Source organism: Comamonas brasiliensis, from assembly GCF_018292285.1.
Lineage (GTDB): Bacteria > Pseudomonadota > Gammaproteobacteria > Burkholderiales > Burkholderiaceae_C > Comamonas > Comamonas brasiliensis.
Window position 1 is genome coordinate 1,584,719 of the sequence record NZ_JAANES010000001.1, and the last position, 15,993, is coordinate 1,600,711.

The following is a 15,993-nucleotide window of genomic DNA, read 5'->3' on the forward strand; positions in this document are numbered from 1 at the left end:
CGTAACGCGTGGAGATATCGCGGAACTCATAGGAGCCGTCAGCCTTGCTCCAGGTCTCGCGGGCCAGATAGCCGTCGACGCTGCGATGCAGGCGCACGCGCCGGCGCAGCGGCACATTGGCAGGAGTCTCTTTGCGCGAGACCGTGCCGTAAATGCGGCCCTGCCCGCCGCACTCCACGTCGATCAGCTTGGACGCGCGGTAGCGGGCCATGCTCTGCAAGCCCTGCTGCGGCGGCACTGTGTTGCTGGGCGACGTAGAGAGCTTGAAAGACCCGATCCGGGAAACAAACGGCGCATGTGTGGAGGAAGGTGCCCAGATACGCACCCGCGCCAGGAACCCGGATTCCGCCGAGGCCGTCCAGGCAACACCATAGGCATCCACGGCTGCAGCCTCCATGGCCAGGGCCACAAAGGAAAAGCTTTTGACGGAGCCATTTTTGTTCCTGGCATAGAGCACGCGCGCACTGTTGCCGGTGCCTGCGATGTAAAACTGCCCGTCACCCGACAGCGCAATATTGCGCCACTCCGACGATGCCGCCAGCGTGTCACGGCTCCAAGAGAGGCCACCGTCCCAGCTGGCATAGATCCATCCGGCACGGGCGCAGACCGCCAATGCAGTGCCGTTCCTGGAGACAGCGCAGCGGGTCAGAGGTGCAGACGGAACTCCAGCGACTTCGGCCCAGGTTGCACCCCCATCAAAGCTGATCGATGGCGAGCTGCTTGCAGCGGTCGCAAGCACGATATCGCCCAAGGCCGAAACGCTGACCCCCAGCCAGGCCTTTGCACCGGCTCCTGCGCATANCGACAGCGCAATATTGCGCCACTCCGACGATGCCGCCAGCGTGTCACGGCTCCAAGAGAGGCCACCGTCCCAGCTGGCATAGATCCATCCGGCACGGGCGCAGACCGCCAATGCAGTGCCGTTCCTGGAGACAGCGCAGCGGGTCAGAGGTGCAGACGGAACTCCAGCGACTTCGGCCCAGGTTGCACCCCCATCAAAGCTGATCGATGGCGAGCTGCTTGCAGCGGTCGCAAGCACGATATCGCCCAAGGCCGAAACGCTGACCCCCAGCCAGGCCTTTGCACCGGCTCCTGCGCATAGGGCCCAGGTCGCGCCTCCATCGGTCGAGCGCCACAGGCCACCGCCAGCGGTGCCATCTGCTGCCAGCAGCGTGCTGCCATCCCCGGACACAGCACAGGATTCCCAGCCGCGCGAGCCCGCACCGTCCACAGCAGCAAAGGAGGCTCCGGCATTGGTGCTCAGGTAGAGCGGCCCGCCATAGTTCGAGAACAGGATGACTCCACCGTCATCGGAGACTGCCGCACGCGAATACTGCAAGCCCGGTGCGCCTGAAGGCCGTGACCATGTGACGCCGAAGTCCTTGGACAGGTACGGCGACTGGGCATGCGGGGCGCATGCCACGACCCCGCCATAGGCCGAAACGCCGGCCCCATAGATGCCGCCTGACGGCCCTGCAGTGAGGCTGGTCAGATCGGCGCTGATCTTCTCGACGTCTGGAGGTGTGCTTTCTCCTGCGCTCAGCGCGCCGGCCACCCAGATCGGGCCGCCCCGGTAAATCGAGTCTGCGCCTGAAGCCGTCAACATATAGGCACAAGGCCAGCGGGTCGCATCCGGCCCCCGAAACCGAAAGTCAAACAGCTCCACGGCGCTGGCAAAGCCCAGCTCAATATAGAAACCGGGCTGACGCACCGCCGCGCCCGAAAACACGACTTCGGCGGTTGCCCCCGAGATCAGCTCATTGAGCGAGCCTGAGACCGAGGGCACGCTGGCCTGAATCGACGTGGGCACGACATCACCCGCCGCCGCCCAGCCGACAACCTGCTGCAAGGCCAGATCTGCCCCCAGCGTATCCAGGCCGCACAGACGCCAGACCAGGCTTTTCATGAATGCCTCCAGGGGCCGGTCACATCCAGAAATGCCAGGCCTTGACTGCCAGTATTGGGTGTTCCAATCTGCACCGTCAGCAGCTGTTTACCGGCAAATGCTGCTTGCCCTTTGCTGATGGCTACGTCAGAGCCGTAACCCGCCAGCACGCCGGACTGCGGGCAGTGATAGGCACCGGGCATGTTTCCGCGAGGGCCTGCCGCAGCTCCCAGCCCATCTAAAAGCAGGATATTTGAAAGGTGCAAGCCGTTGTCGACCGCCGACGGGAAAGTCCCCAGAGTGCCGTCATTGCCGGATGCGCTCGAAACCAAACCAAACACCTTGCGAAAACTCTGCACGGCTCCGCCCATACCATGAGACATCCGCTTGAGCGATAAGCCAGAACTGCCGGCTGTGCTGAACACGCAGCCGGAAACACTGGTATAGGCAGTGGAGTCGCCCCCCGTCAGAACCCCGGCCCAGGCGTCCCCACTGCGATAGCTGTTGAGATCACCCATGTACTGCGACAGCAGCGCCACATTGCCGCTGGCGGCCTGAGAGCTTGCGTTGTTGGGAGCCACCAAGAAGTAAAAGCCGCGTGCGTCTCCAGCGAGCACCCAGTAACTGGCAGTTGCTCCGGTCGTCCGCTTGTGCCAGTAAAAGCCGCCCGAGATGGTCAGCGGCGCTGGCCCGACACCGTTGTCCACATCCGTCATGGATTCGTACATCTGCACTCGGGCGTACTGCGCATTCGTGTCGTCTACGCGGTAATAGGTGCGGGTCGAGGCCGGGTCGGTTTGCCTGTAGACGGCCTTGTTTGTTCCAGCAAAGACCTTCTCCCAGCCGAGCGGGGCCATCTTGAAGCTGATGGAGCCCGTGACGGCACCGTCCGGCAGATCGGTCTTGAACTCCACCCAGCCATTGGCGACAGCCGTTACCTTCTGCTCGCCGTTCAAGGCCGCGGGCGTTGCCCCGGTCACCAGAATGACGGCATGGGCCTCTGCCGCACTCTTGCCGCTGGCAAAGTTGAGGCGGCAGATGCCGTTGGTGATGACCGCCGAATCCACGGCCTTTGCGCCCCAGCCATTGACCAGGAACGCATCGAGCGCGCCAATCAGGGAGCCGACCGTGCCGCCAATGGCCGGTGCCCCGGTCATGGCGCTGTATGCGTGCTTGACGCTGGTGTCTACGATGGATGCCATCTCTATCTCTCCAAATCAGTAATCAGACGGATTGCGGGCGATTCACGTCGCCGCGCGCCAGGATGGAAAAGCTGTGCTCGATGCCGGTCTCGGGGCCGGGCTGGATGGTGCGCACGACCCAGAAGGGGTAGATAGCGCCCACGGTATTCATGCGCAGAATGTTGCCGACGGCCCAGCCGCTGCCCCAGCCCAGCGGCTTGATCGTGAAATACGGCTTGCCGGTGGCCGGATTGACGGGAGAGCAAACGCTGTTGATGTCGCCCGTAGCAATCACGCCCACATGCTCGCCAATCACTCGGAACTGACTGGTTGACGTGAACTGCAGCACCCAGCGCTCGGTGCTGCCGCCTGCGTTGGTGATCTCGATAGGAGAAACGCTCTGGTCATACTTGGCGGCAATCCCTGGCCCACTGGGGGCATCGGCCCAGGCGTTATCGATCCAGGTCTGTTGCTCAAACACCAAGCTCACCCGTGCGAAACGGTCACTGGCCTGCAGGGCGCTGGACACATAGGTGCCGTCCTTGGGGTAGTCATGGGTCAGAGCCCGGTTGAAGGTGATCTCGCCCGCGATCTGCACATCTGTGGCGACGGCCATGTCCTCGATCCGGTCCTCGATCGTCACCGGCATGGTCATTGCGGACACATCGGTAAAGGTGACCAGGCCGGCCTCCAGATCCACGGAATAGCCGGCATTCAGGGTCTTGCCGTTGGCATCACGCACCACCACGCGCGACAGGCGCACGCGGGCCAGATTGACGGTCATGTTGTTGCTCACCACCAACTGGTTGCTGGTCTTGGTGTGGCCCACCACGCACAGCGTGCCAGGCCTAAAGATGGGCACCTTGCCGTCGCTGGGCAGGCGCACCGGGTCGATGCCGATGATGTCGGCATTCATGGGCAGATAGGCATAGGCCACCGCCGTGTAGCGCAAGGCACTGGCGACCACGGGCTGGGGCTTGAAGATCTTGCCGTCCGGCTGGACGTTGGCCGCGTCATACCAGGGCTCGGACTCATTGCCTGCGGCAACGACCAGGGCACCAAAGCCCAGGCGCACCAGGCCGGTTTCATAGTCCACCGTGCCGACCACGCCGGTGGCCGTGATGGTGCCGTCAATGCCCGCGCTGACGTTCTGAGAGCCGCCCGAAGCCCTTGACACCTGCACAGTGAGGGAGCCAGGGCGCAGCGGCGCTGCCGCCGTGCGGAACACGTAGGCGCTGCTGATCGCATCGCCCAGCGTGGTGATGCAGCCTGCTCGGCGCAGTGTGTTCGCATTGCCAGTCGTCCACGAGATCAGGCCCACTCGCCCCGTGGCGTAGTTGATGCTGCCGCGCGTCACAAAGCCGCCCGATGTCAGCACCCGCAGCAGCCCCCTGCCGTCATCGCTCCAGGGCTGACCGCTGGAAGGCATCAGCACGACCGAGCCAGGCACCACCGGGGCCTGCACGCCCGTGACCAGGTCAAACTCGGGCGCAAACACGACCTGCAGCGTGCGGCGCGTGGCGCTGCCCGTGGTGCGGAAACGAATCTTGACGTACCCGCTTTCGTCGTTGGGGTAGATCGACGGCGCATTCAGGTACTCGATGCCCTCGTAGTTGAGGCGGTACTGGGCAACCTCGCCATTGAAGCCGCCGCCGCTGACCTGGCTGGACGAGTAGACCGGCTTGGGAATCTTGATGACCACATCGGGATTGAAGTCCACCGCGCCCGTGCTGTAGTTGACCGTTCCGACCTGCACACCATCCAGCATCAGCTTGCCGTTGCCGTCATCGCGGGCGATCTGGGTCGGGTCGACCAGCGTCACGCCCATTTCCTTGAGCTGATCGCGGGTGTAGACGCCCAGTACAGCCTGATCGGTCAAGGTGTTCCATTCGACTTCAACCGTGAACGGCACCAGCGCACCCTGGCCCGCCGAGACGGCCAGACGGCCCTGGCCGTTGCGCGAGGGATGCTGCAGGTTTACCTCGACCGCAGGGGCTGTATCGACCGTGACATCGAGCACCGTGCCCACGGCGGGCAACAGCTTGGGCGCAAACAGCACCTCTGAGCGACCGACACGCACCTCGCCCGTGGCGTCGCCCTGCAGCTGCCAGGCAGCGGTAGCCGTAGCGGTGCGCTGGTTCGTGCCATCCATCCAGGTCATGGAGAAAGCGCCCGGATAGAGCGCCTGGCCCGCTGGCAGAGCCAGGGCGATGGTCTGGCTGATCAGCAGGTCAGCGGCGGGCTGCACCGTCTCCTGCGTGGGTACGCCCCAGTGCTGGACGATGGAGCTGCCCACATCGGGCAAAGCGCCCAGCGTGACGACGAAACTGCCAGTCTCGGCGCTATAGGTGCCTGCGCCATAGCTGGAGTCGGTACCGCGCAGGGTGCCATCACCAGAGTCCGAGAGCACATACCAGCGGCCCTGCGCCCGATAGCTGAAAGACAAGGTGCCGCGCGCCGGCAGCGGCGTGATGAAGCCCGTGTAGCTCTGGCTGCGGTTCTCCGCCGTGATGCGGATCTCGCTGGATTGCGGCATACGCTGCATATAGGCAGCAGGCCGGTAGCTGATTGTTTTGCTGCCGTCATAGCTGCCCGAGCTGGAGGTAACGATGCCGTTCGCATAGTCCACCAGCCCGATCTGCTGGGTGCCCGACATCAGAATGCCGCCCTTGTCGATCAAGGTGACGCCGCCTACCACGATGGAGAGCGAGCCAGGCAGGCACCCACCGGGCAGGGCCAGGCTGGTGGTGGTGTTCCAGGTCTGGGCAGTGCTGAAGGTCACGGCCTCGGCCGCAGAGATCGGGAAGCCTGCCGCCGCATAGGGAATGGTCGCGGGGATGGGCGTCTCGCTCTGCGCCGAGGGCACGATCTGGGTCATGATCGTCTTGGCGATGATGGTGAAATCGCCCAAGGCGGCAGCCTTCTGCAAAGGCGTGACGCCCACATAGCTGCCCGCATCAGCCACCACGGTATCACGCAAGCGGGCGCTGTTGACCAGGCGCATGAACTGGCGACTGGCCGGAGAGCCGGTGAAGGCATAGCGCAACGCGTCCGAGATCTCGACCGAGACAATCACCGCCTTGTAGTCTTTGTCCGTGTCGTAGGTGAAGGTCAGCTCTTTGCTGGTCACGCGGATGGCACGCACATATTGCATCTGCTCATTCACCAAGCCTTCATTGCCCACCAGCACCAGGGTCTTGCCCACGGCGGGCAGCTCGGTTCCAGGGCGCTGGAAGATCTGGATGACGCGCTGGCCCTGGATGTGATCCTCATAGAGATAGCCAGCCCACTCAGGCCCCTTGTTCAAGTAGGCCTCCAGCCTGGCCTGCGCCTGGGCGCGGGTGTCGTAGACGCCGCCCGTGGCAAACAGGGTGATGGAAATATTGGGATCTTCGGGCGGCTTTGCCACGATGACGTTGCTGCCCTGGTAGGTGTCGCGGTCTTCGGTGTCCACGCCCACAAACATCTGGCGCATGTTGTCGCGGCCCAGGGCGCGGTCCATCTCGGAGACGTCGGGCATGATGGCGTTCTCTTGCCCGGACTCGATCACGACATTCGACGGCCCACCACCTCCCTCGGGTACATCGTCCATGACGCGGCTGGCTCGCAGCTGGATGTCGCCTTGCAAAATGGGCATTGTTCTTCTCGCTTAAACAGTGATCAGCCGCAGCGTGGCGACATAGGGATGGGTTGCAGCAGGCAGCTCGGGCCGAGAAATAGGCGCGGCGGCAATCGGGTCGTCTGCCGCAAACTGCACGGTGAATTCGCGGCCATCGGCCAGGCGCAGCGGGTACTGCGCGCCTGGCTCGTCGGCCAGGGCCTGCACGGCCTGCAGCGTTGCGCGGCGAATCCAGCCCTGGTCTTCCACGGCCTGCAAGGTGATGGGCCGGCCCTCGATACGGGCAGCGGCATCGATGATCTGGGCGCCAGTGATGCCGCGCTCGACCGTCTTCTGCACGGCCGACCAGTTGAACTCGTCCACCCACAACATGCCGCGCGGCAGCTCGATGCCGTTCAGGAAATGGCCGGCCATCAGTGCACCCCTCCAGTCAGATTGGCATCGCGCTCCAGCGCGGCCATCAGCTGCTGCATCTCTGAGCTGCCTGCCGCATCCGTGCCCACGTTGTATTGGCGGCCGCCAATCACAACCTCGTGCCTGTGGGTGATGACGGATTGGGGTGCTGCAGGGGCGACGGCAGGTGCCGGTGCCTGAGCTGCCGGGCTGGGAGCGCTCGCCTTGCGCTCCGCCTCCTGCTTCGGCCTTGCATTGGTGGCGGCCTGCTGCAGATCAATCGCCCTGCCCGCCTGCGTGACCGCAAACTGGGTCAGGTCATATTGATAGTTGCCCAGCGCGCCGCTGCTCTTGACCGAGAAAGGGTTGTCCTGCGCATACTGATTCTGCCATTGCTTCCACCAGGCCTCCAGCTCCTGACGGGTCTGGAACTGGGGCACCAGGCTTAGCGGGCCGGTGTTCTGGTGCATGACGCCTTGCGAGCCCTGCACGCCAGCATTGCGCTCCTCGACAAAGTTGCGCGGGCCGCCCTGCTCCCACTCTCTGGCAGCGTGGGCGGCGCGGCCCGATGCGTGCTCGATGCCGCGCATGCTCTCCTGCACGCCGTCGGCCGCCTCGCGCACCCGGCCCATGCCGGTCACCATGCTGCTGACGGCCCTGGCCGTGGCGCGATCGGTGTTGAGCACGGCCTTGCCCGCATCGTCCACCGCGACTTCGTAGCCCTTGACGGCTGCCTGGGTCTTGAGCCATTCAGGGGCAATGCCGCCATTGGCCGCAATCACTTTGTCGGCCATGGCTTTCCAGGCCTCGGCAATGCGCATGGGCGGCTGCTTGCCGTCCTTTTCTAACTGATCAAACGCAGCACGCGCCTGCTTGGCCATGCGCTGCAGATCCTCGTTGGTGGTCATGCCCAAGTCTTTATAGGCCTGCTCCAGCAAGGCCGTGGACTGCGCCGCATCCTGGGCCGTGCTGGCGGCCGCGCGCTGGGCCTTGGCAATCTCCTGCAACTTGCGCCCGGCGGCATCCAGATTGCCGCTGGCGATCAGCTGCTCGTACTCGGCCCTGAGCTTTTTCAGGTTCTCAGCCGCAACGCGGTCGGCCTCGGCCTTGGCTGCAGCCTCCTTGGCCGCCTTGGCTGCGGCCTTGCCCGTGGCTTCGATACCCGCAGCTACCGCCTCGATGGAGGGGGCCACCGCCGCAGCAGCATTGCCGACCGCTGTCACATCCTCAGTCAAACCGTCCCATGCATCGCGCGCCGTCTGGGCTCCATCGGCCATGCGCTGCAGGGACTCTTCGGCCTTGGCCTTGAGGGCGTCGGCAGAGGCACCAAATGCGCCCGCCATCTCTTCGGCATCAGCCGCCGCCAGACGAAAGCTCTCACTGAGACCGCCAAAGGTGACGGATGCCAGACCGCTGCGCAGCGCCGCCACGCCCTCCATCACCTTGGAGGCAATCTGTGCAAATGCCGCGCCCAGGCCGTAGATGGCAGTCAGCACGCCATTGACGCCCGCCGTCATCACGCCCCAGGCCAGCCGCACCGTGTTGCCCGCGTTGGTGGCGTACTGGCCGATGCGCTGCAGCGTCTCGCCCGTCTCGCTGGCAAAGACCTGCAGGCGCAGGATCACGACGTCAAAGTTGACGTTGGCTGCAAACGCTCGGAAGAATTTGAGGCCGCTCTCAAAGGCCGTGGCCAGGGTCTGGCCGAAGCGCTCAACCAGGCCGCTCTCGACCGCCTTGCGCAGCGCGCCGGTCAGCTCGTCTACGCCTTTGCGTACCACCGGCAGCACGGGCTTGCCCAACACCTGGGTCACGGTCTCCCACATGCTGCTCAGGCCCTTGAGGGAGCCGTTGAGGTTGTCGGCCATGGTCCTGGCCGTGGCCTCGGCACTGCCGCCCGCCTCACGCAGCTTGCCCGTCAGCTCGTCCAGAGCACCCATGCCCTGGTTGAGCAAGGCACGCAGCGCGGGCCCGGCCTCCTGGCCCACGGCATTGATGGCACGCTCGCCGTCCTTGCCCTTGGCGGCCAGCTGGTGCAGCGCTTCTTCAAAGTTGGTGGTGACTATGCCGGCAGCGCCCAGCTCCTTGCGGAAGCTGGAGAGCGGGTTGGCAAACTGACTCATGATGGAGTTCAGCGCCGTACCCGCGCGGCTCGCGTCAATGCCCGCATCGGCAAACTTGCCGATGATCGCCACCGTGCTCTCCAAGCTTACGCCCAGGGAATTGGCAACCGGCGCGGCATAGCTCAGCGCCTGGGCCAGCCCTTCCACGCTGGTATTGGTGGCGTTGGCGCCCTTGGCCAGCACATCGGCCACACGAGCAGCATCATCAAACTCCAGGCCCATGCCCATCACGGCCTTGGTCACGTACTCGCTGGATTTGCCCAGCTCGATATCACCCGCCTGGGCCAAGGCCAGCACGGCGGGCAGCGCCTTGACGGAGTCGCCCGCGCTCAGGCCCGCCTTGGCCAGGTTCTCCAGTGCGCCAGCAGCCTGGACCGAGGTGTATTTGGTATTGCTGCCCGCCGCCTGGGCGGCCTTGGTCAGCGCGGCCATTTCTGCGGCCGTGCCCTCGGTGGCGGCCTTGACCCGGCTCATGGCCGCTTCAAAGTCTGCGGCGCTCTGCACCACGCCTGCAAATGCCTTGATGCCGAAGTAGCCGGCAACCGTGGCGCCCAGCAGCTTCACATTGCGCCCAAGGCGGCTCAGCACCGCAGACGCATCGTCCTTGGCGTTGATCACGATCTGAATGGGCTTGAAGGCCATGGCGTCGGTGCTTGAATGAAAGTGGTTGCTTCGGTTTGCGCTGCAGCCGGCGCTTGCGGGCCGCAGTGCAAACCGCCCCGGCAAGCCGGGGGGTCTGATGGAGAGGGGTTAAGGAATCAGCGCTGCGCGGCCGTCCACATAGACGGCCTCGCCGTTGTCGGGCTTGAGCACTTCCACATCAAAGCCAAACTGGCTGTAGTCGGTGCCGTCCTGAATCAGCGGCAGTTCGCCCGTGGGCGACAGCGCCACGCTGGGGAACCACCAGTCACGATTGCTGCCGTGGGCGTTGTCGGCAATCAGCTGCAGCGCGCCCTTCAGATCCGCGCCATTGCCGGACTTGATGCGCTCCCAGCTGGTCTCGGCCGCCGTGTAGCCCACCAGCACCTCGGTGGCTGCGTCGATCTCGCCGCCCTCCACGATCTGCAGCAGGCCCAGGTCGGCATCCACCGTGTAATCGGTGCCCGCTGCAAAGGTCGTGATGCCGTCCTTGCTTTTGACGGTGACAGTGCTCAGCTTGCGCGCGCCCGTGGGGGCCGCTGCGGTCACGCCCAGGCGGTAGATGCCGCCCGGCTCCACCGTGTGCGCCTCGTCGGCCACCGTGGCAGATGCCTGTGTGTGGGTCTCTGCCGTGCCGGACAGAAACATGCGCAGATTGCTGCCGCTGATGTTGTCGGTGGTAATGGCCGCCTTGCGGCTGATCTCGATCAGGACCTCTTCGTCCTTCTCGCGCAGGCCGCCCTGAGAGCTGTAATGCGGGGCCTTGTCACCCTCCACACTCAAAGAGAAGGCTGGGCAGTTGCCGAACTGGCGGCCGCCCAGCAGACGGCCCGCCGCATCGAACGGATAGAAAACAAGGCGTCCACGCGGAATCTGGTATTCCTTCTTGACGCGGGGCAGTGCAGCCATGGCTAGCTCCTATGAAAGATTGAACGGCGCCGGCCTCAGGCGTCCAGCGACTCGAAAACAGAGACGGTGGTGAACTCCACCGCGTAGCCGACCAGGCCGGCGTCCACAAACTCGGCCTCGCGCACGCCGGCGGCGCGCAGCTCGGACCAGGCCCGCCCGCCGGGCACCGCAGGCCGCCAGCCGTGCAGGCAGCCGACCACCTCTTCCATGGCAGCGTCCAGCTCGGCAGCAGCGGTGTCGCTGCGCCGGTTCACCAGCACGCAGGACCAGCGCGGCTCCAGCTGGGCTGCCTCGCGCGACACATCGCCCAGGCCCGCGCCGGACATGCGCACCTCGACGGCCGGCACCTGCGTGCGGTCGCACAGCTGCGATGCACCGCGCACCTGCCAGGCGGCCAGCGCACTGCGCCCTGCCAGGCGCGACTTGATGATTTGCTCAAGCAACAACATGGCGGTCAGTTCAGAAAGACGATGGGGAACACGGCCCAGCCGCTGGCGTCCTGCACCACCGGCCCGGTTACCTGGCAGGGCTGGCCGCCCAGCAGCAGGCCGGTGCTGCCCTCGGCAATGCCGGGGGCATCGGCAACCGGCATGGCTACGGTGTGGTGCTCGGCGGTGGCGGCATCGGCCAGAAAGCCTTCCAGCGGCGTGCGGTTGAAGACCACGCCAAAGGGCTTGCCGCCCTGCCAGCTGGCCGTGGCGTTGGCCAGCAGCTGGCTCACACCCTGGTTGATCAGCGCATCCACCTGCGCAAAAGGTGCAGTACTTGCCAGCATGCTCAGGCCTTGCGCTTGGCGCGCTGCAACATGCCGGGGCGGGTGCACATGAACAGCGGATAGCTGCGCACCTCGGGGCGCACCCACTCTTGGCGGTCCTTGTCCGTGACCACCATGGCGTACACGTCCTGGCCAGGCGTGTTGACGAAGGGGAAGGATTCGGCCGGCGAGAAGCCAACGCGAAACGCATCCGGCGCGCCCACGGGGAAGAACTGGCACTTGTCCGGGTGCACGGCCACGGTGCTGTTGTCGTCGGTGCCGCGGTAGTTGATGAACTGGATGTTGCCGTAGCGAAACGACCCGAAGACCTGGCCCACATCGTTGCGCAGGTCGCGCGCCTCCTGCTGGTTCAGGTACGTGCCGCGCGTTTCGGCGTTGCCCGTCAGGTCGTCAAAGAAGTTGTCGCCACACAGGCCCACGGCATAGGTCTGGCCGGGCAGCCAGGCGCCATGGCTGGCGCGCATCATGTCGCGGATGAGTGCATTGCACTGCTTGCGGATCTCGCCGCCTTCGGCCGTGGCGTTGGCCAGGTCGAAGTTGATCTCGGCAGGCTGGGCAATGCCGAACTCTTCATACCAGTCCACCAGCACGGTGCCGTCGGCATCCAGCACCTTGCCCTGCACGGCGCCCAGGCGCATGTGCTCGTGCGTCAGCTCCACGGCGGCGCGCAGGCCGGTCTTGCCGTTCATGATGTCGGCCAGCTCGTTCTGCACGGCCTGCAGCTCGCTGACGGAGCCAAAGGCGCGAATGTTCTGTACCGACGATGCATACAGCGTCTTGCCACGCGCGATGCGCAGGGTGTCGAAGTGGCGCATGCGCCGGCTTTCGCCCTTGCCTTCTTCGATGGGGGCGCCGCGCGGGCTGGTCTTGATGAGGGACAGCACGCCGCCCTTTTCCTCGATCGCCACGGTGGTGGTGCGCGAGCGCTCGGTGGTGAAGATGCCCAGTTGGCCCAGCAGCTGCGGCGCATAGGGCGCGGCCTGGATGGCGGTGGACATCGAGGTCATGCTGAATGCCTCGTGCGCAAAGATATTGAGATCGGCCATATCGGTAGTCCTTCTTCTCGCGCGGCTTCAGCGCGCAACAATGCCCAAGGTGGCCAGTTGGGCCAGGGCAGCGGTTTTCTGGGGTTCGGTCGTGCCTGCGGGCCAGGCCAGCGCATGGGCGGCCACTTCGGCGTCGCGGGCGGTGATGACGGCGGCGTGGGCTGCGGCGGTGCTGTCCACGGCGGCAAACAGCACGGCAATGGCGGTCTGGCTGCCGTTGTCGTTGGAGGGGCTGACTGCCGTGTATTCGCCACTGGTAGTGACCTTGCCCAGCACAGCGCCGGGCAGCAGGTTTTGCCCCTGCGCGATAGTGACCACTTCGCGCGAGCGGGTGCCGTTGGCCTCGCTGACCAGATAGCAGGCCGTGCCGGGGCCGAGTTCTTGCACTTGCATGGTGTGTGCTCCTATGGGTGAGGGTTGGGTTACGGTGCGGTGCCAAAGGCCTTGCCCCAACCGGCTGCGGCCTGGGTGGCCGCCTGTGCAGAGCCGTCGGGGCTGGCCGCCTCGACGCCCGAGACATTGGGATTGCCCAGCGCCGCCATGGCCTGGGCAAACTGGTTGGCAGCCGCTGCGGGGGCTGCAGCGGCTGCGACAGCCGGTGCGGCATCCAGCACGCCCTGGGCCTGCTCTGCCGTCAGGCCGCCGGCAATACAGGTCTGCGCCAGTGCAGCGTTGGCCGGTGCATTGGCATGACCCAGGATGGCGCTGACGCGGGCACGCTCGGCCTGTGCGCCTTCGGCGCGGGCTTGCTCCAGGCCTTGCGGGGCAGCAGCCGCAGCTGCCGCAGCAGATGCCACAGGTGCCGCAGCCGATGCAGCGCCGGGTGCCGCAACCGTTGCCGTGGAAGGTTCGGCAGGCGCAGCCGCCGCCGGTTGAATGGTTTGGGGGTCGCCCATAGAAGCTCCTTGAAGTTGAAATGACATTCCCGCCCCTGCGGGGTAACTGCGAGCGCGGCGCGCGGACAGGTCGGAGATCACGGCATCGGCCGTGCCGATGCGGTCGGCCAGGCGCGCAGCCACGCCGGCCACGCCCCGGTACACGGCGGCGCGCGTATCGCGCACGGCCTGCTCTTCCATGCCCCGGTGCCTAGCCACGGCCTGCACAAACATCTGGTACAGGCCCTCGATATCGGCCTGCAGGTGCTCGCGCACCGAGGTGGGCAAGGGCTGGTAAGGGTTGCCGTCCACCTTGTGCTCGCCGGCAAAGATGTGGCTGACGTTGATGCCCTCGTTGGCCAGGGCGCGGCTGTAGTCCACATGGCGCATCACCACGCCGATGGAGCCCACGTAAGAAGTCGTGGTCAGCACCACCTCATCCGCCGCGCTGGCGGCAAGGTAGGCAGCGCTGGCCGCCATGCCGTCGGCCACGGCCACGATGGGCTTGCGCCCGCGTGCGGCGTAGATGCGGTCGGCCAGCTCAAACGCGCCCGATACCTCGCCACCTGGGCTGTCCAGCACCAGGGCAATGGCATGCACCTCGGGCTGGGCCAGGGCATCTTCCATATCGGCGGCCAGGTCGTTGTAGCCAATCAGCAGGCTGCTGTCGGCCTCCAGTCGGGTGCGGTGCACCAGGCCACCCATGGCGCTGATGACGGCCACGCCCTCATTCACGCGGTAGCCGCGCTCGGTGCGCTCGCCCTTGCGGGTGGTAAACATCTCGGCAGGCAGCGCCGCGCGGGGGCTGATGGCGGCGGCATCGATCTGCAGGCCCTCGGTGCCCAGCAGGCGCTGGCCCAGGCCGGCGATGATGGCGTCCAGCTTCTGCGGGTGCAGCAGCAGCGGGGTGTTGAACAGGCGGTCGGCCAGATGCGGGTAAGGTCTGCTCATGGCGCATCCTTTCGGGCGGGTGCGCCCTCTTCCTTGTCGCTGCCGTGGTCTGCGGTATTGGCAATCCAGGTGGTGGCTCCGGGCTCAGGCAGGCCGTGCTCGCGGCGGCATTCGGCCTCCAGGCGCTGCTGGTGCAGCACCTCTTCCCAGTCCAGGCCCTGCTCGGCGCATTCCTGCTCCAGGGTGGAGACGCCAATCTCCAGCCGCAGCTTGGCGGCCTGCACTTCCTTGACCGGGTCCACCCAGCCCTTGCCGCCAAACACAAAGCGGCAGCGGGTATAGGCATAGCGGTTGGCGTAAAAGCCGGGCGCGTCGATCACGCCCGCGTTCACCGCCTCTTCCAGCCACAGCTCGTAGATGGGCCGCAGCCAGGTGGTGGTCAGCCAGCGGCGGCGGCCGTGAAAGTAGCGCCATGCCTCCAGCAGCGCAGCGCGGGCGCTGCTGTAGTTCACGCGGCTGAAGTCTTTGGCAAACAGCTCGTAGGGCAGGTTCATGCCTGCGGCAATGCGCCGCTCCACCGCCAGCATGAAGGCCTCAAACGCCACATTGGGCCGGCCCGGCGCAAACGACTGCAGCCGCGCGCCCACGGGCAGCGGGATCACCGCCCCGGCCTGCAGCTTGCCGATGCTGCGCGACTGGGTGACGGATTCCTTCCACACATCGCGCGCCTGATCGCCAAAAAGGGCCGAGGCCGCCTCCTGGCTCAGATCCGACTCCAGAAACGCCGCCACCAGCGAGTTGGCCAGGCTGGCCTGCAACTCGTTCTGGGCGTACTTGCCCGCCATGTGGAACTCGCGCATCACGGCGCTGACGATGGGCTTGCCCCGGCTCTGGCCCGTGCGCTCCTTGGCGTGCAGGTGCACCACGCGGCGGCGGCCCCAGGGGGTAAAGGCGGGCACGCGCTCCCAGCGGTTCAGGTCCTGCGCCTCGTCGCCGCGCAGGTACAGCGCATCGCCAGGGTGCGCGGCGCGAAAGTGGTAGGCCACGGGCGCGCCCTCGCCGTCCAGCTCCACACCACGGCGAATGCGGGCCATGCCCTCCAGGTACGGCGGGGTCTCCAGCCGGTCGGCCTCGATTACGCTGAGGCGCGTGGCCCAGGGGCTGTCGGGCCGGGGCAGCCATTTGGGGATGGCCACGGCATCGCCGTTGACCATCTCGCCGCCCAGGGCCAGCACCGTCAGGCCCAGCAAATCCAGCGTGCGGGCGGCATCGCAATCGGTGGTGTCGGCCCAGCTGCGAAAGTGCGCCTCCACCTTGTTGCCCCACTCACGGGCCTGCTCGGGCGACCAGCCCAGCAGGCGGTAGTCGGGCACGGCAGACAGACGCAGCACCGCACCCACCACGTTGTCGCGGTGGGTCTGCAGGCCGCCGGCCATCAGCCCGTCGTTGCGGGCCAGGTCGCGGGCACGGCTGGTCAGCGTGCCCAGCTCGGGCAGCAGGTCGGCATCGGCGCTGCCCGCCATGGGCTGCCAGTCGCTCAGGGCCAGATCGGTGTGCGATGCACCCTGGTAGGCAGACATGGCCGCCCCGCCCTTCAATGGCGCTGCGCCCAGCGACGCTGCAAACGACGTACGGCTGCGGCTTTGGCGGCTTAGTTGGT

General features: G+C 66.0%; 11 protein-coding genes. All 11 read right to left on the reverse strand.

The genetic code is table 11. The features are described from left to right. Positions 1 to 1,902: 1,902 nt before the first annotated feature. Entirely contained in the window at positions 1,903 to 3,087 is a 1,185-nt protein-coding gene (locus tag DJFAAGMI_RS07155) for a hypothetical protein (RefSeq protein ID WP_211456497.1), read from the reverse strand. A gap of 22 nt (positions 3,088 to 3,109) precedes the next feature. After that, positions 3,110 to 6,703 carry a hypothetical protein gene (locus tag DJFAAGMI_RS07160; protein WP_211456498.1) on the reverse strand — a complete coding sequence of 1,198 codons (3,594 nt, stop codon included), beginning with the start codon at positions 6,701 to 6,703 and terminating at the stop codon, positions 3,110 to 3,112. Between the two features lie 12 nt (positions 6,704 to 6,715). Beyond that, positions 6,716 to 7,099: a hypothetical protein gene (locus tag DJFAAGMI_RS07165; RefSeq protein WP_249333884.1), complete on the reverse strand. Its 384-nt coding sequence runs from the start codon at positions 7,097 to 7,099 to the stop codon at positions 6,716 to 6,718. Continuing rightward, the gene (locus DJFAAGMI_RS07170; protein ID WP_211456499.1) at positions 7,099 to 9,840 is read right to left on the reverse strand and encodes a phage tail tape measure protein; all 2,742 of its coding nucleotides are present in this window, start codon (positions 9,838 to 9,840) and stop codon (positions 7,099 to 7,101) included. The genes DJFAAGMI_RS07165 and DJFAAGMI_RS07170 overlap by 1 nt, the downstream gene beginning before the upstream one ends. Positions 9,841 to 9,948: 108 nt before the next feature. Next, a complete protein-coding gene (locus tag DJFAAGMI_RS07175) occupies positions 9,949 to 10,746 on the reverse strand; it encodes a phage tail tube protein (RefSeq protein WP_211456500.1) in 798 nt (265 codons plus the stop codon). 35 nt (positions 10,747 to 10,781) lie between these two features. Continuing rightward, the gene (locus DJFAAGMI_RS07180) at positions 10,782 to 11,195 is read right to left on the reverse strand and encodes a hypothetical protein (RefSeq protein WP_211456501.1); all 414 of its coding nucleotides are present in this window, start codon (positions 11,193 to 11,195) and stop codon (positions 10,782 to 10,784) included. A 5-nt stretch (positions 11,196 to 11,200) separates the two neighbouring features. Beyond that, positions 11,201 to 11,521, reverse strand: a complete 321-nt coding sequence (locus DJFAAGMI_RS07185; RefSeq protein ID WP_211456502.1) for a hypothetical protein — start codon at positions 11,519 to 11,521, stop codon at positions 11,201 to 11,203. A 2-nt stretch (positions 11,522 to 11,523) separates the two neighbouring features. Beyond that, complete coding sequence (locus DJFAAGMI_RS07190) at positions 11,524 to 12,567, reverse strand: major capsid protein (protein ID WP_167002272.1); 1,044 nt, start codon at positions 12,565 to 12,567, stop codon at positions 11,524 to 11,526. Positions 12,568 to 12,594: 27 nt separating this feature from the next. Next, positions 12,595 to 12,960, reverse strand: a complete 366-nt coding sequence (locus DJFAAGMI_RS07195; RefSeq protein WP_211456503.1) for a head decoration protein — start codon at positions 12,958 to 12,960, stop codon at positions 12,595 to 12,597. Between the two features lie 29 nt (positions 12,961 to 12,989). Further along, a complete protein-coding gene (locus tag DJFAAGMI_RS07200; RefSeq protein WP_211456504.1) occupies positions 12,990 to 14,393 on the reverse strand; it encodes a S49 family peptidase in 1,404 nt (467 codons plus the stop codon). Then, on the reverse strand, positions 14,390 to 15,913 hold the full coding sequence (locus tag DJFAAGMI_RS25015; protein WP_249333886.1) for a phage portal protein: 1,524 nt from the start codon (positions 15,911 to 15,913) through the stop codon (positions 14,390 to 14,392). Before DJFAAGMI_RS25015 ends, DJFAAGMI_RS07200 begins: the two co-directional genes overlap by 4 nt. Between the last annotated feature and the right edge of the window lie 80 nt (positions 15,914 to 15,993).